The organism is Streptomyces daliensis (genome assembly GCF_054782395.1).
In genome coordinates this window covers 65,038-88,949 of sequence record NZ_BAAGSO010000094.1, presented here as the reverse complement: position 1 = coordinate 88,949, position 23,912 = coordinate 65,038, and the positions used below count along the sequence as shown (strand labels likewise).

Annotated in this window: 19 protein-coding genes and 1 pseudogene; 4 read left to right on the top strand and 16 right to left on the bottom strand. The window is 73.3% G+C overall.

Translation table 11 applies throughout. From position 1 onward, the window contains the following. The first annotated feature begins 64 nt into the window (after positions 1-64). Positions 65-1,516, top strand: a complete 1,452-nt coding sequence (gene argG, locus ACYVOO_RS22995; protein WP_461017572.1) for an argininosuccinate synthase — start codon at positions 65-67, stop codon at positions 1,514-1,516. A 192-nt stretch (positions 1,517-1,708) separates the two neighbouring features. Here argG and ACYVOO_RS22990 read toward each other — a convergent pair whose 3' ends face one another. The 12 genes from ACYVOO_RS22990 to ACYVOO_RS22935 all read right to left on the bottom strand — a co-directional run bounded on the left by ACYVOO_RS22990 (position 1,709) and on the right by ACYVOO_RS22935 (position 16,441). Beyond that, positions 1,709-2,863, bottom strand: coding sequence for a nitric oxide synthase oxygenase (locus ACYVOO_RS22990; RefSeq protein ID WP_461017571.1), 1,155 nt, complete (start codon positions 2,861-2,863; stop codon positions 1,709-1,711). Further along, positions 2,860-3,510, bottom strand: a complete 651-nt coding sequence (locus tag ACYVOO_RS22985) for a sterol desaturase family protein (protein WP_461017570.1) — start codon at positions 3,508-3,510, stop codon at positions 2,860-2,862. The genes ACYVOO_RS22990 and ACYVOO_RS22985 overlap by 4 nt, the downstream gene beginning before the upstream one ends. Continuing rightward, entirely contained in the window at positions 3,507-4,433 is a 927-nt protein-coding gene (locus ACYVOO_RS22980; RefSeq protein ID WP_461017569.1) for an SDR family oxidoreductase, read from the bottom strand. The genes ACYVOO_RS22985 and ACYVOO_RS22980 overlap by 4 nt, the downstream gene beginning before the upstream one ends. 121 nt (positions 4,434-4,554) lie before the next feature. Beyond that, complete coding sequence (locus tag ACYVOO_RS22975) at positions 4,555-5,073, bottom strand: flavin reductase family protein (protein WP_461017568.1); 519 nt, start codon at positions 5,071-5,073, stop codon at positions 4,555-4,557. 1 nt (position 5,074) lies between these two features. Beyond that, on the bottom strand, positions 5,075-5,590 hold the full coding sequence (locus tag ACYVOO_RS22970; RefSeq protein ID WP_461017567.1) for a type II toxin-antitoxin system RatA family toxin: 516 nt from the start codon (positions 5,588-5,590) through the stop codon (positions 5,075-5,077). 4 nt (positions 5,591-5,594) lie between these two features. Continuing rightward, positions 5,595-7,025: an aspartate aminotransferase family protein gene (locus tag ACYVOO_RS22965; RefSeq protein ID WP_461017566.1), complete on the bottom strand. Its 1,431-nt coding sequence runs from the start codon at positions 7,023-7,025 to the stop codon at positions 5,595-5,597. Continuing rightward, positions 7,022-8,191: an SDR family oxidoreductase gene (locus ACYVOO_RS22960; protein WP_461017565.1), complete on the bottom strand. Its 1,170-nt coding sequence runs from the start codon at positions 8,189-8,191 to the stop codon at positions 7,022-7,024. The genes ACYVOO_RS22965 and ACYVOO_RS22960 overlap by 4 nt, the downstream gene beginning before the upstream one ends. A gap of 335 nt (positions 8,192-8,526) precedes the next feature. Further along, a complete protein-coding gene (locus tag ACYVOO_RS22955) occupies positions 8,527-9,675 on the bottom strand; it encodes an acyl-CoA dehydrogenase (RefSeq protein ID WP_461017564.1) in 1,149 nt (382 codons plus the stop codon). Positions 9,676-9,896: 221 nt separating this feature from the next. Further along, the gene (locus ACYVOO_RS22950; protein WP_461017563.1) at positions 9,897-12,365 is read right to left on the bottom strand and encodes an MMPL family transporter; all 2,469 of its coding nucleotides are present in this window, start codon (positions 12,363-12,365) and stop codon (positions 9,897-9,899) included. 175 nt (positions 12,366-12,540) lie between these two features. Next, the gene (locus ACYVOO_RS22945; RefSeq protein ID WP_461017562.1) at positions 12,541-13,302 is read right to left on the bottom strand and encodes a sensor histidine kinase; all 762 of its coding nucleotides are present in this window, start codon (positions 13,300-13,302) and stop codon (positions 12,541-12,543) included. Between the two features lie 228 nt (positions 13,303-13,530). After that, on the bottom strand, positions 13,531-14,268 hold the full coding sequence (locus ACYVOO_RS22940) for a response regulator transcription factor (RefSeq protein WP_461017561.1): 738 nt from the start codon (positions 14,266-14,268) through the stop codon (positions 13,531-13,533). 265 nt (positions 14,269-14,533) lie between these two features. After that, the gene (locus ACYVOO_RS22935; protein ID WP_461017560.1) at positions 14,534-16,441 is read right to left on the bottom strand and encodes a CocE/NonD family hydrolase; all 1,908 of its coding nucleotides are present in this window, start codon (positions 16,439-16,441) and stop codon (positions 14,534-14,536) included. Between the two features lie 160 nt (positions 16,442-16,601). Between ACYVOO_RS22935 and ACYVOO_RS22930 the strand changes: the two genes are divergently transcribed. After that, a complete protein-coding gene (locus ACYVOO_RS22930) occupies positions 16,602-17,414 on the top strand; it encodes an MOSC domain-containing protein (RefSeq protein WP_461017559.1) in 813 nt (270 codons plus the stop codon). Between the two features lie 141 nt (positions 17,415-17,555). Further along, positions 17,556-18,104: a CchlQ gene (locus ACYVOO_RS22925; RefSeq protein WP_461017558.1), complete on the top strand. Its 549-nt coding sequence runs from the start codon at positions 17,556-17,558 to the stop codon at positions 18,102-18,104. A 42-nt stretch (positions 18,105-18,146) separates the two neighbouring features. Here the strand turns inward: ACYVOO_RS22925 and ACYVOO_RS22920 are convergent, their stop codons facing one another. From ACYVOO_RS22920 to ACYVOO_RS22910, 3 genes are all read right to left on the bottom strand, one after another. Continuing rightward, complete coding sequence (locus tag ACYVOO_RS22920; RefSeq protein WP_461017557.1) at positions 18,147-19,643, bottom strand: Glu/Leu/Phe/Val dehydrogenase dimerization domain-containing protein; 1,497 nt, start codon at positions 19,641-19,643, stop codon at positions 18,147-18,149. 299 nt (positions 19,644-19,942) lie between these two features. Beyond that, positions 19,943-21,478, bottom strand: coding sequence for an MFS transporter (locus ACYVOO_RS22915; RefSeq protein ID WP_461017556.1), 1,536 nt, complete (start codon positions 21,476-21,478; stop codon positions 19,943-19,945). Next, positions 21,475-22,344: an alpha/beta hydrolase gene (locus tag ACYVOO_RS22910; RefSeq protein WP_461017555.1), complete on the bottom strand. Its 870-nt coding sequence runs from the start codon at positions 22,342-22,344 to the stop codon at positions 21,475-21,477. The genes ACYVOO_RS22915 and ACYVOO_RS22910 overlap by 4 nt, the downstream gene beginning before the upstream one ends. 131 nt (positions 22,345-22,475) lie before the next feature. Here ACYVOO_RS22910 and ACYVOO_RS22905 point away from each other — a divergent pair, with 131 nt between their 5' ends. Continuing rightward, positions 22,476-23,447, top strand: a complete 972-nt coding sequence (locus ACYVOO_RS22905) for a LysR family transcriptional regulator (RefSeq protein ID WP_461017554.1) — start codon at positions 22,476-22,478, stop codon at positions 23,445-23,447. A gap of 42 nt (positions 23,448-23,489) precedes the next feature. Here the strand turns inward: ACYVOO_RS22905 and ACYVOO_RS22900 are convergent. Next, positions 23,490-23,912, bottom strand: a pseudogene (locus tag ACYVOO_RS22900) (aromatic-ring hydroxylase C-terminal domain-containing protein); the annotation flags it as partial.

The following is a 23,912-nucleotide window of genomic DNA, read 5'->3' as shown; positions in this document are numbered from 1 at the left end:
GGCCGTCGCGGTCCGTCACGGCAGCCGCATTGCATGACAATGCGAGATGACGCATACTCTTCCTATGTCTAAGGTTCTCACCTCCCTGCCCACCGGCGAGCGCGTCGGCATTGCCTTCTCCGGCGGCCTCGACACCTCCGTCGCGGTCGCGTGGATGCGCGACAAGGGTGCTGTCCCGTGCACCTACACCGCCGACATCGGTCAGTACGACGAGCCCGACATCGCGTCGGTGCCGGGGCGTGCGTCGGCGTACGGTGCCGAGATCGCGCGCCTGGTCGACTGCCGCGCGGCACTGGTCGAGGAGGGGCTGGCCGCCCTCACCTGCGGCGCGTTCCACATCCGCTCGGGCGGGCGCGCGTACTTCAACACGACGCCGCTGGGCCGCGCCGTCACCGGCACCCTGCTGGTCCGCGCGATGCTCGAGGACGACGTGCAGATCTGGGGCGACGGATCGACGTTCAAGGGCAACGACATCGAGCGGTTCTACCGCTACGGCCTGCTGGCCAACCCGCACCTGCGGATCTACAAGCCCTGGCTCGACGCCGACTTCGTGACCGAGCTGGGCGGCCGCAAGGAGATGTCGGAGTGGCTGCTCGCCCACGGCCTCCCCTACCGCGACAGCACCGAGAAGGCGTACTCCACCGACGCCAACATCTGGGGCGCCACCCACGAGGCCAAGACCCTGGAGCACCTGGACACCGGCGTCGAGACCGTCGAGCCGATCATGGGCGTGCGGTTCTGGGACCCCTCCGTCGAGATCGCCGCCGAGGACGTGACCATCGGCTTCGACCAGGGCCGCCCGGTGACGATCAACGGCAAGGAGTTCGCCACCCCGGTCGACCTGGTGATGGAGGCGAACGCCATCGGCGGCCGTCACGGCATGGGCATGTCGGACCAGATCGAGAACCGGATCATCGAGGCCAAGAGCCGCGGCATCTACGAGGCGCCCGGCATGGCCCTGCTGCACGTGGCGTACGAGCGGCTGGTCAACGCGATCCACAACGAGGACACCCTCGCCCAGTACCACAACGAGGGGCGGCGCCTCGGCCGTCTGATGTACGAGGGCCGCTGGCTGGACCCGCAGGCGCTGATGGTGCGCGAGTCGATCCAGCGCTGGGTCGGTGCCGCGGTCACCGGCGAGGTGACGCTGCGGCTGCGGCGCGGCGAGGACTACTCGATCCTCGACACCACGGGCCCGGCCTTCAGCTACCACCCGGACAAGCTCTCGATGGAGCGCACCGAGGACTCGGCGTTCGGCCCGGTGGACCGCATCGGCCAGCTCACCATGCGCAACCTCGACATCGCCGACTCGCGCGCCAAGCTGGAGCAGTACGCGGGACTCGGCCTGATCGGGACCGCGAACCCCGCCATCGGCGCGGCACAGGCCGCCTCGACGGGGCTCATCGGCACCATGCCGGAGGGCGGCGCCGAGGCCATCGCCTCCCGTGGCGAGGCCGCCCGCGGCGGCGACGACGAACTGCTCGACCGCGCCGCGATGGAGTCCGGCAACGACTGACGGCTATGTCTGACGGGACGTCCGACGATGACGGCCGACGTCAACGTCCGACGCCGACGGCCGGAGGCCGACGGCCGCGCTCTCCGGCTCCGGCACCCACGGGCCGCCGTGCTCCTGGCGACGCTCGACGTTCCAGGGGCACGGCGGCCCGTGCCGTCGGTACCTGTCACGAGGACCCGCACGGTCGGCCTCTCAGCCCGCGTGGGGGCACCGGCCCCGTGAGCGGGCCGCCGCGTCCGCGTCCAGGTAGAAGTTCGGGCGCAGCTCCGCGTGGTCGTAGTAGCGGTGGAAGACGGGGGTGGCGCCGCCCGAGACGGGCGGCACGATCCAGCTCCAGTCGGCCGGTACGGTGCGGCCGTGGCGCTCCTCCTGGGCCAGGTGGGCCAGGAAGTGCCGCGACTCGGTGTGGTGGTCGGTGATCCTGACACCCGCGCTGTGGAAGGAGTGCAGGACCGCGATGTTCAGCTCCACCAGGGCCCGGTCGCGCCACAGGGTGGCCTCGCTCCCGGTGTCCAGGCCGAGGCGCCGGGCGATGACCGGGAGCAGGTCGTAGCGGTCGGTGTCGACGAGGTTGCGGGCGCCGATCTCGGTGCCCATGTACCAGCCGTTGAACGGCGCGAGAGGGTAGTCGACGCCGCCGATCCGCAGCCGCATGTGGGAGATGGCCGGTACGGCGTACCAGCGCAGCCCCAGCGCCGTGAGCTGCGGGAAGCGCGGATGCGCGAGGGGCACCTCGCGCACCAGTCGGCGGGGCACGTCGAACAGCTGGGGCTTGTCCTCGGGGAGGTCGATGACCAGCGGCAGGATGTCGAAGGGTGTGCCCGGCGGCTGCCAGCCCAGGCGCCGCACGGCGTCGGTGAAGTCCGCGAGCGCGGGGTCGCCGGTGACGGTGCCGTCCTCGTGGCGGTGGCCCGCGTAGCGGATGAGCTGGTCGTTCCACAGACGGGGCGCCGGCCGCCCGGGCGCTTCGGGTGCGAAGACCGAGATGACGGGCCGGATCCGGCCGCCGTTGGTGGCGATGGCCAAGTGGTCGCACAGATGCCGGTGGATCTGTTCGGCGCCGGTGGCCGCGCGCCGGTCCAGGACGCGCAGGCTGTTCCAGTACAGGCGGCCGATGCAGCGGCTGGAGTTGCGCCAGGCGACACGTGCCCCGAATTCCAGCTCGGCCCCGGTGTGCCGGTAGGTGCCGGTCTCGCCGATGGCGGCGCGGACCTCGGCCAGGCGACGTGCCAGGGGAGTGGCCTGCCCGGGCCGCTCGGCGTGGAACTGCCGCAGGAACTCCTCGGCCTCCTCCCGGTCGGTGACGGGGACACCGCCCCCGCCGTGCGTGCCCTGCGAAGTGTTCACCGGGAATCTCCCGCACCGGCGCGGCCTCCGCGTATCAGCGAGGTGCCGAAGACGGTGTCCCAGTACGGCGCGGAGATGCCGAACCCGCGGGTGTCGTCGCGGAAGTGGTGGCGCATATGGAGCCTGCGCAGATGACGCAGCAGCCGGTTCCGGGGACCCGCCTGGTGCAGATAGAGGTGGACGAGGTCGTAGGCGAGGTAGCCGAAGGCGTAGCCCGCGCCGAAGGTCAGCGGCAGCGAGGCGGCACCGCACCCCAGGAGAAGGGCGCCGCCGACCATCGGCACGCTCAGCACGGGGCTGAGGACGGAGCGGCGCACGTCCTGCGGATAGGTGTGGTGGATGCCGTGCAGCAGCCAGTGCAGCCGTGCCCCGATGCCGCGCTCCGGCTCGTGGTGCAGCACCAGCCGGTGCCCCCAGTACTCGGACAGCGTCCAGGCCGCGTACCCGGCCGCCGCCCAGCCCGTCAGGGCCCATGCGCCGCCCTGCCCGCGCGCGCCGTACACGCACACCGCCATGACCGGGACGTACAGCAGGACGGCGACACCGGGGTGTACGTGCACGAGACGGTCCAGCACCGGGTGGGCGAACTCGGCCGGTGCCCGCCCGCGCCTGACGGCGCCCTTGCCGGACACGGGCACGGTGCTCATGCGCTGGTCCTGTCCTGCGTCGCGGTGCGCGCGGCGGTGTCGCGCGCGGTGCTCTTCCCGGGGAGGACCGTGGCGCGCGAGGGCGCCGCCGGGGCCGTGCCAGGGCCGAAGACACGCTGCTCGTAGGCGCGGCGCGCGTCGGCGTCGGTGGTGCGCAGCAGTTGGTCGGCCTTGAGGAAGCGGCCCAGCACGTCCCGCAGGTTCTGCGGCACGAGCAGGAGCAGCCGGGTGAGCGGGTTGGTCCAGCCCGGCACGTACACCGCGTAACGGCGCGGGCGGCGGGCGGTGCTCACGACCCGGCCGGCGATGTCGACGGGCGTGAGCATCGGCACGAAGCGGCCCTTGCCGACGCCCGAGGTCAGCTTCGTGGCGGCCGGGATCGGCAGCACGATCGACAAGTGCACGCCGGATCCGCGCAGTTCGCCCCGTACGCTCTCGGACAGGCCCGTCACCCCGTGCTTGGCGGCCGAGTAGGTGGCGCAGCCGGGCAGTCCGATCATGCCCACGGCCGAGACCATGTTGATGATGTGCCCCCGGCCGCGACGCCGCATGGCGGGCAGTGCGGCCTTCATGCCGTGCGCGGTGCCGAGCAGATTGACGTCGAGCTGGTGGCGGGTGGCCTCGTCGGACTCCGTCTCGAAGCGGCCGACCAGCATCTCGCCCGCGTTGTTGACGAAGATGTCGATGGGGCCGTGCACGGCCTCGACGTCCTCGAAGAAGCGCCGCACGTCGGCGGGCCGGGTGACGTCGAGCGCGTAGGCGCTCACCCCGATCCGTCCGGCGACGGTGCGGGCGTGGGCCAGATCGCGGGCGCCGATGGCGACGTGCGCGCCGTGGGCGCGGAAGGCCACGGCCGTGGCCAGGCCGATGCCGCGGCTGCCGCCGGTGATGGCGACGACCTTGCCTGTGAGGTTGAGGAACACGAATTTCTCCTGAGAGGTGGGTCGGACGGTCCGGTCGGACGCCGGTCCGTTGGGACGGACCGGCGGCAGCGGCCGGTGGTGGTTTTGGTGTGTGGTGTGTGGCGGAGGGAAAGGGGCGTGGTCAGGCGGGCGAGGTGTAGCGGCGCCGGTGCCACACCAGCGGCACACCGGGGCGCCGCCCGGCGGCGCGCACCAGCCCCGTGAGGATGGTGTGGTCGCCTCCCGGGTACAGCCCCACGACCTCGCAGGCCAGCCACACCAGCGCCTCGCACAGGACGGGCACCGAGGCGACGGGTTCGTGCGGCAGCCCGTCGAAGCGGTGTGCCGGGTCGGGCGCGGGACGCGCGAACAGGTCGGCGACCGCCGTGTCCCGGGCGCGCAGCACGTTGATGCCGAAGGCGCCGTGGACACGGATACGGGCCAGGGTGCGGCTGTCGTTCGCCAGCGCCGCCAGGGCCAGCGGAGGGTCCTGGGAGAGTGAGCACACGGCGCTGGCCGTCATCCCGCAGGGCCCCTCGGGCGCGTAGGTGGTCAGGACGCTGACCCCGGCCGGGAGCTGTGCGAAGGCGTCCCGGAACTGCCGCGCGGACACCTGCCCCTTGGCGAGCACGACGGGTGGTGCGAGGGCCGGACGCTCCATGTCACCCACCCGTCGCGGGGAGGGGAGCGCCGACGGCCCCGGCGTCCGTGGCGTCGACGGCCCCGGTGACGGTGGTGTGCCTGCCGAACAGGCCGCGCAGGATCAGGCCGATGCTCTCGGAGAGCGCCTGACGGGCGACCGGGTCGAGTATCGACGCCAGACTCGGCATGCCGAGATCGAAGGTGGCGGTGAAGTCCACCCGCACACACGGGTCGTCGTCCGCCCCGGCAGCGGCCACCCGCCATGTGCCCTCGAACCGTTCGAAGTCGCCCTCGGTCTGGGTGAATCCGATGGTGAGCGCGTCCGGGTCCACGCGGTCGTGCTCGGACCAGCACAGCACGCCGTTGCGGAAGTTGACCGCCCAGTGCGAGGCGACGGCCCCGTCGGACAGCTCCGTTACGGTCACCTCCCGCACGGTGGAGGTGTAGCGGGGGTAGGCGGAGAAGTCCGCGAGCCGGGTGAAGACCTCGGCCGGACCGGCGCCGGGCACGAACGCCTTCAGTGTCACGCTGGGCATGGGCTCATATCCCTTTCCGTACGGTGGAGACGTCGGTGACGGTGGTGTGTGCGGTGCCGTGCCCCGTGGTGGTGGTGCGGGCCAGGGCGCGGGCCGCCGTGGTGAACACCTCGCGGAGGGTGTCCACGTCGCGGGAGGTGAGCAGCGCGGGCGGGGTCAGCCGCAGCACCCGGTGGGCGTTGAGGGAGTGGTTGACCAGCACGCCCGCGTCGACGAGCTGGAGGAACAGCTCCCCGGCCAGGCCCTCGTCGGCGAGTTCGATGCCGATCAGCAGACCGCGTCCGCGGATGTCCACGAGCGCGGTGCCCCGCAGCGGTGCGAGGGCCTCGTGCAGCAGACGCAGCAGGGTGTCGCCGAGATCGGCGGCGCGCCGCACCAGGCCCTCCTCCTCGATGGCGTGCACGGCCGCCTCCGCGGCGGCCATCGCCACCGGCGCCCCGGCGAAGGTGGAGGAGTGCAGGAACGGGTCGCGGTCGAAGGGCGCGTACGCCTGCGCTGTGGCCACCGCCGCCGCCACAGGCACGACGCCGCCGGAGAGGTTCTTGCCCACCAGCAGGATGTCGGGCCGCACGTCCTCCTCGTCCGCGCCCCACCAGGTGCCCAGCCGTCCGAGACCGGTCTGGATCTCGTCCAGGACGAACAGCGCCCCGTACCGGGCGCACAGACGCTGGACGTCGGTGAGGTAGCCGGGCGGCGGCACGATCACTCCGCCCTCGCCCTGCACGGGCTCGACCACCACGCACGCCTCGGGCCCTTCGCGCAGCACCGCCTCCAGCGCCGCCGCGGCTCCGTAGGGCACGTGTTCGGCGGGCAGCAGCGGCCGGAACGGGTCCTGGTAGAGCGGCGCGGCGGTCAGGCTCAGGGCACCGGCGGTCTTGCCGTGGTAGCCGCCGGTGGCGGAGACGAGGCGCCGTTTGCCGTGCGCGCGGGCGAGCTTGATGGCGGTCTCGGTCGCCTCGGCGCCGGAGGTCACGAAGTGCACGTGGTCCAGACCGGGCGGGGTCACCCGTGCGAGGGCCGTCGCCGCGCGGGCGACGCGGGGCTCCAGGAGGAGACGGGTGGCCATCGGGTGACGGTGGATCTGCTCGATCACCGCCTCCATCACCCGTGGATGGCGGTGGCCCAGGAGGAAGACGCCGTAGCCGGAGCAGTCCAGGTACTCCTTGCCGTGCGTGTCCCACACCTTGGTGCCCTCGGAGGCGACCTCCACCACCGAGCCGGTGAGCGCGGCCAGCCGCGCCCGGCCGTGGTTGACGTGCCGACGGTAGGCGTCCAGCACCGCTTCGGGGCTCTCCAGCGCGCTGTCGCGGCGGGCGGGGCCGATGCGGTCGGTGCGGTCCGTAAGGTCCGTGTGGTCCGTGCGGCCCCGCGCTCCGCCGACGGGGTGCAGCCCCTCCACGGCATGGGGCGGGGCGTGGTGTCGGTGGGTGCTCATCCGGCAAGCAACTCCTCGCCCGGCCCGGCCGCGGCGCCGGGGGAGGTACGGGACGTGTGCGCGCCGCCGTGGTGCCGCCCGCCGTGCGCGGGCGCGAGGCCCTTGGCGCGGGCCAGGTGGGTGACGGTGCGCAGCAGCGCGGTCTCCACCTCGGCCGTGCTCGGCGCGGCCACGGCGACGGGCGCGGCCCCCAGACTGCTGGGGAAGGGACCGGCGTCGGCGAACAGCGCGGTCAGGGCGAGCATGTCGTCGAAGCGGCGCCGCATCCCGGGCCGGAGCGTGCTGATGAACACCGGGCGGATCAGCCTGTCGACCATGTCCTGGCCGACCATGCGGGGCATGACGGGGGTGAGCCCCAGTTCCGCACCGGCCTTCGCGGTCAGCTCCAGCAGACGCTCGACGGTGATCGCGTTCTCTCCCGCGGTCACCCACACCTCGCCCCCGGTGCGGCCCTCGGCGACGAGCCTGGCGAGCACGCGGCCCACCAGATCGCAGGGCACGAAGTCCACCCGCGAGTGCCGGGGCGCGGGCAGCAGCGGCAGCAGCCCGCGCAGCAGGGACAGCAGCACGGCGTGCATGCCCTGGAAGGCGGAGATGTGCCCGGTCACCGAGTCCCCGATGACGACCGAGGGGCGGACGATCACCGCGGGGACGCCGCTGTCGCGGACCACGGCCTCGCCCGCGCGCTTGGAGTCCACGTAGTCCTCCGGACGTGCGGAGGCGTCCCCGGTGTCCTTGCCGAGCCCGGCCCGGGTCAGCTCGCGCCGCGCGACGAAGGCCGTGGACAGGTGGTACAGCCGTGCGTCCGCGTCAGCGGTGAAGTCCGCGATCCGGCGCGTACCCGCCTCGTTCAGCCGGTGGGTCGCGTCGGCTCCGCTGCTGAACCCGGTGACGGCGGCGGCGTGCACGACCACGTCCACTCTGCGGACGAGGGCGGCGTAGTCCGCCTTGCCGAGCCCCAGGCGGTAGGCGGTCAGGTCGCCGCGCACCTGTTCGTCGGCGCCGGGGCAGGGCGCCCGGTGGGTGAGGGCGATGACGTGGCAGTCGGCCAGCTCCGGCAGCAGCGCGGTGCCGATGACACCGGAGCCGCCGGTGAGCAGCACGGTCGGCCGCGCGGCCGGTGGAGCGGCGGGCAGCGCCGCGGAAGCGGAAGCGGGCGCGGGCACGGACGCGGACACGGGAGGGGGAGCCGGGGCCGACGCGGCGGCGGCGACCGGCGAAGAGGCGCCAACGGCCGACGAAGCGGCGACGGATGAGGAAGCGGAAACAGACGTCGAAGCGGATACGGGCATGGACACGGGCGTGTCACCTCGCGATGCGGAAGACGGAAGAAGCGGACGCGGACGGGCCCCGCGCACCCCGATCCTGGCCACGGCACCCGGACACGGGAGCCGACGGCGGGGCCGCGGGGACGGCGGGCGCCGGACGGCGCCGCGATGTGGTGAACCGGGAGCGGGACAGGGCTTGTCAGGGCCGGGCTCGGCGGCGACCAGGCGCGGTCTCAGGGGATGCGCAGCGGGCGGCCCGTGAAGTGCTCGGCCAGCGCGGTGGCCATACGGGCACGCGCGGGCGGGTGGAAGGCCAGCGCGCGGCAGGCGGAGCTGAGACAGGCGATGTCACCGGAGGAGAGGAACGCCATGCCGCCCAGCGCTTCCACACACTGCTCCGCGACGCGGCCGATGAGCAGTTGCGCGGTGTAGCGGCAGGCGAGCGCGTCGGCGAGGACGGTCTCGTGCAGTCCGTCGGCGGCCTTGCGGGCCACCCCCTCCAGCGCGAGTACGGCGCCGTGCACGGCGGTCGCGGCCTCGGCCCGTACCGCGTCCCCGGCCTTCGGCACGGCCAGGACGCGCTCGACCAGCGCGGAGGCGACCCCCAGATAGCTCGCGGTCATCAGCGCCTCGAACCACACGAAGCCCGCGGTCTGGAGCCGATCGAGACGGCCGTCCTCCGTGACCCCGGTGCGTACGACCAGCTCGGGAGGCACCTCGACGTCCTCCAGCACGACCTCGTCGCTCTCCGCGCCCGCCAGGACGGGGCTCTTCCAGAACGGACGCACCGATACCCCGGGCGCGTCGGCCGGCACCAGCACCACCGCCAGACTCGGGGCGCCGCCTTCCGGGCCAGGCAGGGCCACGGACGCGGTCAGCAGATCCATGGAACGCGCCAGGCTGCACGGCTTCTTGGCGCCGCTGAGCCAGATCTTGCCGTCCGCGCCCTCCCCCTCCACACGCGCGGTGAGGGCGGGGGAGAGGATGCCCTGGCCCGTGGTGCCCTCGGCGAAGCCGGAGGCCAGCAGCAGATTGTCGTGCGCGACGGCGGCCAGCAGCATCCACTCGGGGCCGCCGCTCGCGGCGGCGGCCTCCGCCAGTGAGGCCACGGAGAAGTGGTGCATGGTGGTGGCCACGGCCAGCGAGGGCGAGCGGGACCCCACCGCGCGCTGCACCCGTACGGCGCTCAGCAGATCGGCTCCCCTCCCGCCGTGTTCGGCGGGCACCACGAGCCCGGGACCCCCTGCGGCGCGGAACGCCGTCAGCGCCTTGCTGCCGGGCCGCTCCAGTTCGTCGAGCGGCGTGACGGCGAGGAACTCCTCCAGGCCGGGCAGGACATGACGCAGATGTTCTCTCTCGCGCTCCAGATACCGTGTGCCCACCGGGCACCCCCCGTGCATCGCTGGCTGGACTGACCGATCCGCACCGCGCGCCCCGTCGCCACCTTCTCCGGCGACGGCGGCCGGTGCATGAGGCATCACCCTAGGAACACGCTCTTCAGGAGACGTGCAGCGCGGATGCAGCCAGGAGTAAGGCTTCCGGCAAGGTTGAATCCTTGACGAGTGTGTGACGTACGCACCTGTCCCTCGCTCCGCCCCGTCCGTCACTCCGCGAGGAAGAACCGCCGGTGCAGTCGGGCCAGCGGCGCGGGCGCCCACCAGTTGGCCTGCCCGGCGAGCCGCATGACGGCGGGCACCAGGACGCCCCGTACGAGGGTCGCGTCCATCACCACCGCCAGGGCCAGGCCGGTCCCGAGCAGCTTCAGCGGGGTCAGGCCCGAGGTGGCGAACGACAGCAGCACGGCCGCGACCAGCGCCGCCGCCGCGGTGATCAGCCCGCCGGTGCGCTCCAGGCCGCGGGCGACCGCCGCCGTGTTGTCACCGGTCCGCACATACTCCTCCCGGACGCGGGAGAGCAGGAACACCTCATAGTCCATGGACAGCCCGAAGGCCACGCAGAACATCAGCACCGGTGTGTCCACGTCGATCAGACCGGTGACGGTGAAGTCGCCCACCAGCCACCGCAGATGCCCCTCCTGGAAGACGTACACCATCGCGCCGAACGTGGCGGTGAGGCTCAGCAGATTGAGCACCACTGCCTTGACGGGAATGAGCACGCTCCCGGTGAACAGGAACAACAGCACCAGCGTGGAGCCCCCGATGACCGCCAGCGCCCAGGGCAGCCGGGCGCCCAGGACGTCCTTGGAGTCGGCCAGCAGCGCGGCCTGCCCGCCCACCAGCGCTCCGGCGGGCGCCGGGGTTCCGCGTACGGCACGGACCAGGCGCAGGCCCTCCGTCGAATAGGGCTCGGTGCGGGAGACGACCGACAGCCAGGTGCCGCCGTCCTCGGAGCGGAAGCGGGCCGAGGAGGCGCGGGGCGGTGCGACCAGGCGCCCGGCCCGGTAGGACCCGGTCGCGGCGTCCACCCTCCGCACGCCGTCCAGCCGCGACAACCGCGCCGCGTAGTCGGCCAGTTGACCCTCGCGCACGCCGCCCGCGCGGCCGGGAAGGACGACGGGGAGGGGCGAACTCTCCCCGCTGTCGAACTCCCGCCGAAGTGTCTGCGCGGCGCGGTGCGCGGGGGAGGAGCGGGGCAGTACGCGGTCGTCACTGTCGCCGAACCGCACATGCTGGAAGGGCAGTCCGAGCGTGACCAGCAGCGCGACCGACGCGAGCGCGAACAGCGCGGGCCGCCGCATGACGCCCCCGGCCAGCCGGTTCCAGAAGCCGCCGCCCGCCTCCAAGGCAACCGGCACGGACGGGGTGACCCGTGCCGTGCGGCGGCGCGGCGCGGAACGTCGCAGCGGGGAACGCCGGGGGCGGCGGTGCCGCCCGCGCGGACGGCCCCAACCACCCGGACGGCCACGGAGCCTGCGGCGGCGCCCCCGCGTACGGCGGTCCGCGCTACGCCGCACGGACAGCGCGTCCAGGCGCCGCCCCAGCAGGGCCAGCAGCGCGGGCAACACCACCACCGAGCCCAGCGCCGCCAGCGCGACGACCGCGATGCCCGCGTACGCGAAGGACCGCAGATGGTACTGCGGGAAGACGAGCATCGCGGACAGCGAGAGCGCCACCGTCAGCGCGGAGAACACCACCGTGCGTCCGGCGGTGCGCACCGCCGCCGCGACCGCCTGCGGCACCGTGCGTCCGGCGGCCAGTTCCTCACGGTGCCGGGTGATGAGGAAGAGGCTGTAGTCGATCGCCAGGCCGAGGCCCAGCGCCGTGGTGATGTTCACGCTGAACACCGACACCTGGGTGAAGCCGTCCAGCAGACGCAGCACGACGAACGTCCCGGCCACCGCGAACGCGCCCACCAGCAGCGGCAGCAGCGCCGCGATCACACTGCGGAACACCAGCACCAGGATGACGAGCACGACGGGCGCCGCGAGGAGTTCGGCCTTCCTCAGGTCCTCCTCGCTGCGTTCCTCGATCTCCGTACGGACGGCCGTCGGCCCGGTGGCGGTGATCCGCAGCCCGCCCGGCCGCGCGCCCACCGTCCGCTGGACCAGTCGTCCTGCGGTCCTGCGGACGGTGTCCTCGTCCCCGGCCAGCCGCACCGTCACCAGGCCGGTGCGCCGGTCGTCGGAGCGCAGGGACCGCGGACCGCCCAGAGTCCAGTACGAAGCGGCCCGTACGACACCGGGCTCCGCGTTCAGGCGCGCGGTGAGGCGGCGGCCCCGTGTCTGTACGCGCTGGTCGTCCACCTCGTTCATCCCGGTCCCGCCGCTCGCCGCCTCGACCAGGAACACCAGGTGCGGGGGGCCGGAGCCGAAGCGCGCTTCGAGCAGGGACTCGGCACGCGCCGAGGCCGAGCCGGGCGCGGTGGTCCCGCCCTGGGAGAGCCGGTATTCGACGTCGGCCCCGAACGGCACCGCGACGGCGACCGCGAGCACGGCTGCGGCCAGCACCAGCAGCCGCCGTCGGGCCAGCCACGCGCCGAACCGCTCCAGCGGCGACGTCCGCTCCGCCCCGGCACTCCGGGCGCTCGGCGGCACGGGTGCGGGGGTGGGCGCGGGGGTGGGAGCGGGCGCCGACGGGGGTGGTGCGGTGTGCGGCGCGGAGTGGGAGACCACGGCTCCTCCTCGGGCTGCCGTCGGGGCAGACCTGCCGGATGCGCGTCAGCGTAAGGAGCCGTCTCGCAGGGGGCGTTCAGCGCGGATGCAGCGCGGATGCAAGGGCGTGGCAGGGATGCGACGCGCTCGCGCTGCCACGGCGACGCGGAAGCGCCGCCGCACCGCACCACCGCCTTCAGCGGTGACCCCGTGCCCGGACCCGCAGCCGTACCGTCGCCTCCAGACCACCTCCGGGGGCCGCGTCCAGGGTGAGCCGCCCGTTGTTGGCGCGGGCCAGCGATGAGGCGATGGCCAGGCCGAGACCGGAGCCCTCACCGGGGGCCGCGTCGCTGCCGCGCCAGAAGCGCTCGCACGCGTGCCGGCGTTCGGCCGCGCTCATGCCAGGACCCTCGTCCCGGCAGGAGACGCGCACGTGGCGGCTGTCCGCGCGCACGGCCAGCCGCACCCGGGAGCGGGGCGGTGCGAGGGCCAGCGCGTTGTCGAGGAACACGTCCAGGATCTGGTCGAGGGCTCCGGGCACGGCCGCCGCCACGACGGGCTCACCCGCCACCTCAAGGGTCACCTGCCGCGCCTCGGCCTCCGGCCGCCACGCGGCGGCACGCTCCCGCACGACCGCCAGCGCGTCGAAGGGCCGGGCCGGGACATGGCGTCCCTCGCTGCGCGCCATGGTCAGCAGCGCGGAGAGGATGCGGCTCATGCGGTCCGCCTCCGACAGCACATGCTCCAGCCCCGGCAGCCCCTCGTCGGCCAGGTGCGGCTCCAGGTTCTCCAGCCGCAGCCGCAGCGCCTGGAGCGGGCCGCGCAGTTGGTGGGAGGCGTCGGTGAGGAACGCCTTGCGGGCCGCGGCCTGACGTACAGGACGCCAGCGCTGATATACGGCCAGCGGCAGCGCCAGCAGCGCCCCGGCCGCCAGCACGGCCACACAGCGGTGTCGCACGGAGACTTCCACTCCTTCCCCCGGCCGGTACCGGCCACCGGGGCGACGGCCGGCACAGCCCATTCGTCCGAGGGCCCCGCCGAGGGGTTGTCTTCGGGCAGACGTGGTCCCGAAGCCGTACGGAAGCGGTAGCGGCGCCTACCGTCCCCGTGTCACCGCCGTACGCACGCTCCCGTCACACGTCTCGTCCCTGCCCCCGGACCCCGGACCGTCGTCCCGGGCTCCGGTTCACGCCGCCCCGGGAAGGGCGAGGCGGAAGCCCACCCCGCGCACCGCCCGTATCCACTGCCGGTGGCCCAGCTTCCCGCGCAGCGTGCCCACATGGACGTCGAGCGTGCGGGTCGAGCCGTACCAGTTCGTGTCCCACACCTCGTTGATCAGGTCCTCGCGCAGCCGGACCGCACCCGCGTCCGACATCAGCGCGGCCAGCAGATCGAACTCCCTGCGGGTCAGCTCGACCGCACGCCCGTCCACCGTGGCGCGCCGGGCCCGTGCGTCCACGACCAGCGGCCCGTAGCGGCGCACAGCGCGGCCCGCTCCCGCGTCCGTGCCGTCCTCGTCCTCCGCGGCTCCGTCGCAGCCCGGTTCCCGTTCCCCCGCGCAGCGCCGGTTGCCGCGCGCCCGGCGGCACACCGCCTCCATCCGCGCCAGCAGCTCGCGCAGGCTGTACGGCTTGACGACGTAGTCGTCCGCGCCCTCCTGCAACAGCAGCACCCGGTCCAGCTCGTCCTCGCGCGCGGTCACGGCGATGACCGGTACCGAGGAGTTCTCCCGCAGCCTCCGGCACACCTCGTGCCCGTCCAGGTCGGGCAGGCCCAGGTCCAGCAGGACGAAGTCGGCCTCCCGGGCGAAGGCCACCGCCTGCCCGCCCTCGTGCAGATGCCGCACCTCGTGTCCGAACCGGCGCAGCCCTTCCGCGAGCGGGCCCGCGATGTGCTCGTCGTCCTCCACCACCAGCACGCGCATGTTCGTCTCCCCCGAATTCCCCCGGAACCCCCGTGGCCGACGCGCGTGGCGGGCACGTTCCCGGACGCGCGGCGTTTCCTCCGAGCGTAGGGCGGAAGCGGTGCGGGCTCGACCATCGCTGCCGACTGCACCCATCGCCCGCCCGCCCGCACCGGCCGCTCGCCCGGCCTTCGCTCCGGCCGTCGTTCCGGTTGTCGGCTTCCGCGCCCGGCAGTGCCCGGACGGTGCCCGTCCGGGCGCGGAAGCCGACGGCTCTCCTATGGGCTCAGTGGCGGCCGACCTGGGGCACCGTGAACGACGGGCGCCCCGCGGGCAGTTCGACGGTGTACTGCTCCAGGTAGGTGTCCAGGAACGGCGAGCGGGAGCCGGGAGTCGGCACGTCGTCGGACGGGCCGTCCAGGGCCAGCCTGAGCTTCGCGTCCTTGACCCTGATCGTCTCGCCGGAGGGCGTGTCGCGCCACGAGCCGGTCTGGATGGAGCCGATCTCCACGGCCAGCACGTGCCCGCGCGCGAGGGTCCAGTCGGTCGCCTTGAGATCGACGCTCAGCTTGCCCGACTTCAGCAGGGAGACCTGCTCGTCGAACATCGCGGCGGTGCCGTCCGGGGCCACGTCGTACAGCTTGACCATCACGTTGCCCTGCCCCTTGGCGCTCAGCGAGACGCGCGGGGTGCCCGTGACACGTACGGACTTCCTGACCGGCTCGGACCACACGAAGAAGCTCGACGTGACCTCACCGGCCCGCTGCCGCTTCGCCGCTTCCCCGGCCAGGCCCTTCGGGGCCGACGGCTCCTTCGCGGGCGCGTTCTCCATGTCCCACTCGCCGGAACCGGACGGCGGCGCGGGTGCCTTCGCGGCCGGTCCGCCGGAGGCGGCCAGGTCCGCGCGCGCCGAGGCGCCGCCGTCGTCCACGTACGTGCCGCCGCCGAGCGCGACGGTGGCGGACTTCTCCACGACGGGCCAGGTCTTCTGGGCGCGCCAGGCGCCGGTGTTGTCCTCGACGGCGTAGGCCGGGTAGCCGGTCCCTGGCCGCTCGCCCTTGAGGTGGTGGTCGTAGAAGGAGAGGGTCTCCTCGTACCAGCCCTCGCGGCCCATGGCCAGACGCCCGTCGCCGGTGCGGTCACCGCCGCGCACGTGGTCCCACTGGCCGACCCAGCCGCGCTCGACGCCCTTGTGGTTGTCGAGGTACTCCTGCATTTCCTCGGGCTTGGTGTTGGGCTCGATGAAGCCCTGGGTGACGAACAGCGGGGTGTCGCTGCCCTTCGCCATCCTCGCCAGATCGCGGGAGGTCCAGTGCGGGTCCCGCTGGTCGGCTATCCGGTATCCGGCCGAGTTCTCCGTGAGGCACTCCGGATGTGCCTCCTCGTACCGTGCGTTGTCCCGGTAGCGCGCCTCGTCGTCGGGCATCTGGGGGAGCGAGGCGATGGAGTTGTACGCGTTGGCGGTGCCGGTCACGTTCGGCCGGGGCACACCGTTGGAGTAGATGTACTGGTACATGTCCCACAACGGCTCCTGCGCGACGACGGCCTTGAGCGCGCGCTGGTCCAGGTTGTTGCCGATGAGGCCCGTGACGGCGTCGTAGGACTTGCCGTACATGCCCACGGCGCCGGTGGACCACGGCTGCTTCGCCGACCAGTCGACGGCGGCCTTCACATCGGCCTGTTCGCCGGGGCCGCCCCAGTCGAGGCAGCCCGTGGAGCCGCCGAAGCCGCGCAGGTCCACCATGACGAAGGCGTAGCCCTCGTCGAACAGGTCGGTGCCCTCGATGAAGTCCTGGAAGCGCGACGAGGGCCCGGTGTGCGTCCAGTCCTCGACACCGGTCTGCCCCGAGTGCCCGAAGTACGGGCCGACGGAGAGGATGACCGGCACCTTCTTGCCCTTGGGCAGCCCTTCGGGCCGCAGCACGTCGGCGTGCAGTTCGGTGCCGGAGCCGTCCGAGGACGGGAAGTAGTGCTGCGTCCAGGCCGAACCCTCCGGGACGCGGTCGTTCTCCTCGTGCGTGACGGGGTCGGTCGCGGTGGCGGCCTTCGCCGTCCGGGCGGTCTGCGGGGTCTGCGGGGACTGCGCGGACTGTGCGGTCTGCGCGGTGGCGGTGGGGCCGACGAGCGCGCCGGTCAGCGCGAGCGTGGCGACGAGCGCCGAGGCGGCCCAGGTGGCCGCGCGACGTCTTCTCACATGCTCCTCCGAAGTGTGTGGTACGGAATGGTGCAGGTGACGTCGGCGAGGGCGGGGCCGGGGCCGACGGCGATGAAGCCTATGATCAGCACGGAAACCCTTCAAGGTGGCCGCAAGGACTGCCGGGGCGGCGCGCGAGAAAGAGAAGGTGTCCGACACAGTGGCTGAGCACCCCGTGACCGCCGCCCCCTCGCCGCGCGTCAGCCGGCTCTCCGTCACCCCGGTCAAGGGCCTGGGAGTCACCCATCCCGACGAGGTCGAGCTGACACCCTCCGGCATGCGGGGCGACCGCGCGTTCTTCATGGCCGACGCCGACGACAGGCTGCTGTCGATGACCCGTACCGGCGCCTGGGCCGCGTACACCGCCGCCTTCGATCCGGCCGCCGGCGTGCTCACGGTGACCGGCCCGGACGGAACCCGCGTGACCGGCGAGGTACGGCTCGGCGAGCCGGTGAAGGCCGACTTCTTCCACCACCACAAGGTGGCGGGCCGAGTCGTCGAGGGGCCGTGGGCGGAACTGTTCTCGGAGCTGGCCGGAGCGCCGGTACGGCTCGTGCGGGCCGACGCGGACAACGGCGGCGTGGACCTGCGGCCCCTCACACTGCTGGGCGACGCGTCGGTGACGGAGCTGGCCCGTCGCTCCGGGCTCGACGAGGTGGACGGGCGCCGGTTCCGGATGTCGCTGGGCTTCTCCGGCACGGAACCGCACGCCGAGGACACCTGGGAGGGCCGGACACTGCGGATCGGCGCGGCCGTGCTCCAGGTGGAAGGACCGGTCAAGCGCTGCGGCGCGGTGAACCGGAACCCGGGCGACGGCGCGACGGGCCTGCGGGTGCTGTCCCTGATCAAGGGCTACCGTGGCCTGGGCCGGAGTGTCCTGGGCCGGGGCGTCCTCTTCGGCGTGTACGCACACGTGCTGCGGCCCGGGCGGATCAGGGTGGGCGACGCGCTGGAACCGGCCCCCGCCCACTGACGGCGGCGGCACCGGCCGGGACATGAGCCGTGAGTCGTGAGAAGCCGTGGGGCGTGAGACGTGCGGCGGGCCCCTGGTCTTCGGGTGAGGCCGCGCGTAGATTCCTGGTGCCGACGTCGTGATCATTACGGGAGGGCCGACGTGGACTGGGGGACGTTCGTCGCGACGATCGGCGGTGGCTGCGTGGCCATCTCCGGCACCGTGCTGGCCGACCATCTGCGTCACCGCCACGAGGACGACCGAGGCGCGGGCGAACGGCGAAGAGCCGTGTACATCGAGTTCATCGCCGCCGCCGAGACGGGCCACGCCCGGCTGCGCCAGCTCGCCCAGAACCCCGGAGCCGAGCCCGATCTGGGCGCCGCCGCCCGCGCCGCGCTGAGCGACGCCACCATCTACGAGGCGCGGGAACGGCTGTTCATCGAGGCGTCCACCGCCGTCGCCGGTGCCGGGCAGGCGATGTTCGAGCGGCTCCGCGGCCTCCAGCGCGCGGTCGCGGCGGGCGCCGAACCGTCGTCGCCCGCCTTCCACGACGCCTACCACCCGTACATCGGCACGGTCTGGGCCTACCGCGTCGCCGTACGCGAGGAGTTGGAGGGCCAGTCGCTCTCGCCCTCGGTGTTCGGGTGGGACAGATGGGACGGCAAGGACCGGTGCACCCTGTGCCGGGAAACGGCGGCCACGGGGAGGTGAGGTCCCGCCCCTTCACCTCCCCCAGGCCGGCGCGCCCGACGCTCAGAACGGGTCGGAGGCCGTACCGGCTTCTGCGGGTCCCGGCCAGTACGCCGGGTACGCGGCGGCAGGCTGCCGTCCGGGCCCCGGAGCAGCCTCCTCCGCACCGGTCGCGGTGGCCGGACCGGACGGCGGCAGCGGTGAGCCGTCCCCCAGCGGCAGGGCGGCGGCTTGTGCCCGCTCCCCGAGGTGCGCGGTCCCGCCGCCAGGCCCCGCACACGCGGACCCGCCCGTCGGCTCCGCGCCGTCGACGGGGAACCGCCGCTCCTGCGGTGTGGCGGGGAACAGGTCGCGGAACGCCACCGCGCCCCCGCACTCGTCGATCATCCGCTGCGAGTTCTCCCGAGCGAACCGCACGCCCGCGCTCCGCACGGAGGTTCCCGTCGACTCGGCCCGGCTCATGAGCCCCCGGACCAGCGGGCGGATCTCCGAGGACAGCCGCCCGCACGCACCGGCGGGGCTGACCACCTCGCCGAGGATGACCCACCACGCTCCGGCAGCGGCGCCGGTGTTCGCGATGAAGTCCGGCACGACGGTGACCCCGCGCTCCAGCAGCAGCCGCTCGGCCTCCGGAGTGGTGGGCACGTTCGCGGCCTCCACCACCAGCCCGGCGCGGATCCGGTCGCAGTTGTCCGCGGTGATCGTGTAGGAGACGGCGGCCGGTACGAGGACGTCGACGTCCTGGCCCAGCCACTCGTCACCGGGGCACTCGATGTCGTCGTCGCGCAGCGCGGAGCGGTCGACGACGCCCCCGGTGCTGCGCGCGGCGAGCATGCGTTCCACGTCGAGCCCGCGCGAGGTGTTGAGGATCAGCCCCTGGGCGTCCGTGATCCCGGTGATCCGCACTCCGGCACGCGCGAGATACAGCGCGGTGGACCCGCCCATGGCGCCGAACCCCTGCACCACGGCACGGGCGGACCCGGCGGGAGTGCCGTGGTGTTCCAGCGCGGCGAGAGCGGCCTCCGCGACGCCGAAGCCGCCGACGAGTTCCGAGAGTTTCAGGCCGTCCGTCCGGGTGGCGAACGCCCGCCGCACGCGGTCGCGTACCTCCGCCTCGACGGGGGAGCGGACCACGGCCGCGTGGAAGGAGGTCTCGCCGAGGCCGATGCGCGCGAAGCTGCGGTCGAGCTGTTCCTGCTGCGTACCGAGGTCGCCCGCGGTCACCCAGAAGCGTTCCAGCAGTGGGAGAACGCCTTGCAGGAAGCGCTCGCGCACCTCGTCGGCGCGCGGGTCGGCGGGGTCGAAATCGATGCCGCCCTTGGCGCCGCCGACGGGCAGCCCGAAAGCGCCCATCTTCAGCGTCATCTCCCGGGCCAGTTCCCCGACTTCGTCGAGCGTGCATCCGGGCCGCATGCGGAGACCGCCGGTGGCGATGCCCGTCACCAACTGGTCGATCACGACGAACCCTCGCGCGAGGGTATGCGGATCCCGCCAGGTGACCTGGAGAAAGGGCTCATGGCCAAGGGCCTGCAACGGTGTGTCGACGGCAAACTGCGTCATATGGCACTCACCCTCTCCGCTTACGACTTACGACGGGCTTTCGTTTCCACGTCCAGGAATTGCGCAGGACTGACCCCGGGAAGTGTTATCGGCTATTACTTCCCGGAAACCGCACGGCAGTATTGTGCTGATTGAAGTGGTGGCGCGCGCGCCGTCGTTGAGCGGGCGGTCGTGTGGGCAGACCTCGATAAACCCGCTGGGTGCGCTTTCAGTGATCCCGCAAGAGGCAATTCATGGAATATACGCAGAGAACGCATCCGGTTGCGTTGTACGTAGTTGTACGTAGCGACCACTGTGAGCTAGCGATAAACCCTTGTCAAGGCGTCACAGGAAGCGGGGCCGACACCAATTTTCGCGCTTACTGACCGGCCGATTCGAACAGTCGAAAAACGCAGTTCAGGGCGCCTGCCCGAGACCTCCGGCAGCCCGGTGCCGCGCGCGTCCCCGCCCCCGTTCGAGGCACCCGGCGCCGCCCCCGTCCGGAGGCTGATGAGCGCGGTGAGGACGAAGACGGCGGCCTGGTACGCCATGGCGTGCCGGAAGGCGGCGTCCGTGCCGTCGGCAGGCGCGGAGTAGGCGAGCCCGGCCACGGCCACTCCGACGGACCCGCCGAGCTGCTGTGCCGTGGGCAGCAGCCCCGAGACCGATCCGGCGGCGGGGCCGTGCACCGAGGCCAGCACCAGCGCGAACACGGAGGCGGTGAAGGCGCCGAACGCGGCCCCGCCGACCGCCAGCACGGGCAGCGCGGCCTGGCGTCCGGCCGTCGAGCTCATGAGCGGGGCCAGCGTCAGGGACACCCCCGCCAGTACCAGGGACGCGAAGGTGAGCACGGCCGCACCGTGGCGGCGGCCGAGCGCGGGTGCGGCCCTGCTGCCCAGGACGGCGGCGCCCGCGAACGGTGCCGAGGTCAGCGCGGCTGCGGGCGCCGAGTATCCGAGCGCGGACTGGAGGTGGAGGAAGAGCAGATAGGTGAAGGACGGCACCCCCATGTTGAACACGAACACCAGCAGCGTCCCCCTCAGCGCCGACCGGTCGCGCAGCACCTCGGGATGGATCAGGGGGTCAGGACGGCGGGGGAGGCTCAGCACGAAGTGTCCGAGGGCGATCGCGGCGACGGCGAATCCTACCCATGTCCACCAGGGCCACCCGGCCTCCCGCCCCAGCGTGAGCGGCAGGACCAGCGCGCCGGATCCGACGGTGACGAGCACCGCGCCCAGCTTGTCGACGCGGAGCCCGTCCGCGCCACGGACGCCCGGCAGGACGGCCGTCCCCGCCAGCGAGGCGAGCGCCACCGGCACGGTGAGGAGGAAGACGGGCCGCCAGCCGAGGCCGAAGAGGTCGGCGTCGAGGACGAGCGCGCCGAGCAGCGGCCCCGCCAGCGAGGCGACGGCCATGGTGGCCCCGTACAGGCCGAGGGCACGTGGCCGGCGGGCGGCCGGGACGGCGGCCTGGATGAGCGACAGGACCTGCGGCGCGACCAGCCCGCTGCCCGCGCCCTGCACCAGCCGGGCCGCGACCAGCGACGCGGCGCCGGGAGCGCACGCACTGGCCACCGAGCCCACGGCGAAGACGACCGTGCCCGCCAGGAACAGCCGCCGGTAGCCGTACCGGTCATCCAGCCGGGCGGCGGGGACGAGCAGGCACGCGTACGTCAGCGTGTACCCGGCGAGGACCAGCCGCACCGTGCCGCCGCCCGCGTCCAGGTCGGCCTGGATACGGGGCGAGGCGACCTGTGCGACGGTGACGTTGAGCAACTGCGCGAACGTGGCGCTGAGCACCACCGGCAGCACGAGCCGTCCGCCGCCGCGCGGCGGCATGAGGCGTCCGCGGCTCATGACAGCAGTGCTGCGGCGAGTGCGCGGGGCCGTGCGGCGAACGGGCTGTGGCTGCCGGGGAGGGTGCGCACGGTGAAGGGGTTGCCGTCGCCGTCGCCGGGCATGGCCAGGTCGGCCTCCGCGATCATCAGGTCCTGCACGGCGGGTGCCAGCGCCCGGTCGTCGGCGCAGCGCAGGAAGGTGCGGGGTATCCGTCCCCACCGCGCGGAGGTCACCGTGACCGGGGTGGCGGGGACGGCGAGCGGCAGGTCGGTGCTCAGCGCCGAACGCCAGCGGTCGAAGCGGTCCGGCGGGGTGTCGTGGTAGTGGGTCTGCCGCAGTGCCTCGACGTAGGCGGGATCGGGCGAGAGCGGATTGATCCGCACCGCGCCCAGTTCCTCGGGGTCGCCCAGGCCGAGGGTCCGGCCCCGTGCCGTGGCGTTCTCGGGCGAGCCGGCATAGTCGAAGAAGCGCGGCCGTCCGGCGGGGACGAAGGCCGACAGATAGACGAGCGCGTCGACCAGCTCGGGCGCCCGCTCGGCGGCCAGCGACGCGGGACCGCCGCCCGCGCTGTGCGCGACGAGCACGACACGCCGGTGGTGGCGGCGGACCCGGCGCAGCGTGCGCAGCACGCTCTCCGCGCAGTCCTCCATCGTCACGGCGGCGAGCGGGGACTTCTCGGTCAGCAGGCCCGGCTGGCCGGGCAGGAGGTAGCCGCTGGGCAGCGTCGCGTCGAAGCCGTGCCCCGGCAGATCGACGGCCACGCTCGCGGCACCTGACCCGGCGAGTGCGCGCTGCGTCGCCGCCCACTGCGCGGAGCTGTGCCAGGCCCCGTGCACGAGGACGAAGACGGTGTGCGCGTGGGAGTGGTGGGAGAGGTCTGTCATGCCCGCATTCCACGCGACCCGGTCCCGGGCATCCAGCGAAAGATCTGGCAAGCTGGGCCACGATACCCAGGAGATATCGCAGGCCAACAGGCCAACAGGCCAACAGGCTGACGTGAAGGAGGCGGGCTGACGTGGAGGCGCGGCATCTGCGGTACGCCCTGGCCCTCGCCGAGCACGAACACTTCGGCCGGGCGGCCGGAGCCCTCGGCATCGCGCAGCCTCCGCTGTCCAAGCAGATCGCCGACCTCGAACGCGAGGTGGGCACCCGGCTCTTCGACCGCACCCGCCAGGGGGTGTTCCCGACGGCGGCGGGCGCGGCCTTCCTCTCCCGGGCGCGCAGAGCGCTCGACGAGATCACGGCGGCCCCGGTCGACGCGGCCAGGGCGGCGCGCGGCGAAACGGGCAGGCTGCGCCTGGGGTTCGTCGCCTCGGCGCTGCTCGATCCCCTCCCAGACGTCCTCGGCAGGTTCGGCCGTGAACGGCCCGATGTGCGGCTGGAACTGCACGAGATGGCGACCAGCCGGGGCACGGCGGCCCTCGTCGCCGGGGAACTGGACGTGGCGATCACCCTCGGCGGGCCGCGGGGCGCCGGGGCCGAGCGGCTGGTGTCGGTCCCGGTCGGCCACGATCACCTCGTCGCCGTGGTGAGCGGCACGCACCCCTACGCGGGGCAGCCGTCGGTGAGCGTGGACCAGTTGCGGCGGCAGCCGCTGATCGTGGCGCCCGGCGCGGACGAGCCCGCCGTCCGCGCCGGGCTGCACGCCCTGCTGGGCGAGGACTCCCCGGCCCTCGCCGGGGCGACCGTCGCGAGGGACGTGCACACGATCATCGGCCTCGCCGCCTGCGGTGTGGGCGTGGGCCTGGGGCCCTCCCGCATGCTGGCGGCCCCGCGCCGGGGCACGTGGTTCTGCGAGGTGACGCCGCGCACGCCCCTGCCCGATCTGGTGCTGTCCTTCACCGAGCGGGAACGGTCCCCGGTGCTGAACGCGTTCCTCGACGTGATCCGCGCACTCTGCCCCGGCGTCGGCGCGGCGCTCGACCACCGGCTCGGCCCACGGGGTCCACGGGACTCACAGGGCTCACGGGGCGAAGGCGGCCACTGAGCATCCGGGCCGGGCGCGACGCCTCACCTGGCCACCACGTGCTCAGTTCTGTGCGGCGCCGAACCACTTTTCCAGTTCGCCGCGCAGCTCGGCCTGGCCGTCGCCGACCCATGCCACATGGCCGTCGGGGCGCAGCAGTACGGCGGGTGCGTCCAGTTCCTCGCTGACGTCGACGATGTGGTCGACGCGGTCGGTCCAGCCCTCGGCCGAGAGGCTGCCGGTCTGGTCCAGCAGCAGTCCGCGACCGCCGTGCATGAGCCCGTAGAGGCGTCCCCCCTCTTCCCGTTTCAGCTCCACGTCGCGCAGCCGTCGGCCGAGGAGTGCGTGGCCCTCGCCGAAGTCGTAGCGGACGGCGATGGCGGTGATCTTCTCGATCAGATGGCGGTGCACCTCCGGGAAGTCCATCAGCTCCGAGACCAGTCGGCGCACCGACTGAGCGCCGGGTTCCGTCGACATCAGCACGCC

What these genes read in the sequence shown, in the direction of transcription:
- argG (WP_461017572.1), top strand. Translation starts at nt 65, where the DNA reads ATGTCTAAGGTTCTCACCTCCCTGCCCACCGGCGAGCGCGTCGGCATT.
- ACYVOO_RS22985 (WP_461017570.1), bottom strand. Translation starts at nt 3,510, where the DNA reads ATGAGCACCGTGCCCGTGTCCGGCAAGGGCGCCGTCAGGCGCGGGCGG.
- ACYVOO_RS22975 (WP_461017568.1), bottom strand. Translation starts at nt 5,073, where the DNA reads ATGGAGCGTCCGGCCCTCGCACCACCCGTCGTGCTCGCCAAGGGGCAG.
- ACYVOO_RS22970 (WP_461017567.1), bottom strand. Translation starts at nt 5,590, where the DNA reads ATGCCCAGCGTGACACTGAAGGCGTTCGTGCCCGGCGCCGGTCCGGCC.
- ACYVOO_RS22965 (WP_461017566.1), bottom strand. Translation starts at nt 7,025, where the DNA reads ATGAGCACCCACCGACACCACGCCCCGCCCCATGCCGTGGAGGGGCTG.
- ACYVOO_RS22940 (WP_461017561.1), bottom strand. Translation starts at nt 14,268, where the DNA reads ATGCGCGTGCTGGTGGTGGAGGACGACGAGCACATCGCGGGCCCGCTC.
- ACYVOO_RS22920 (WP_461017557.1), bottom strand. Translation starts at nt 19,643, where the DNA reads ATGACGCAGTTTGCCGTCGACACACCGTTGCAGGCCCTTGGCCATGAG.
- ACYVOO_RS22915 (WP_461017556.1), bottom strand. Translation starts at nt 21,478, where the DNA reads ATGAGCCGCGGACGCCTCATGCCGCCGCGCGGCGGCGGACGGCTCGTG.
- ACYVOO_RS22910 (WP_461017555.1), bottom strand. Translation starts at nt 22,344, where the DNA reads ATGACAGACCTCTCCCACCACTCCCACGCGCACACCGTCTTCGTCCTC.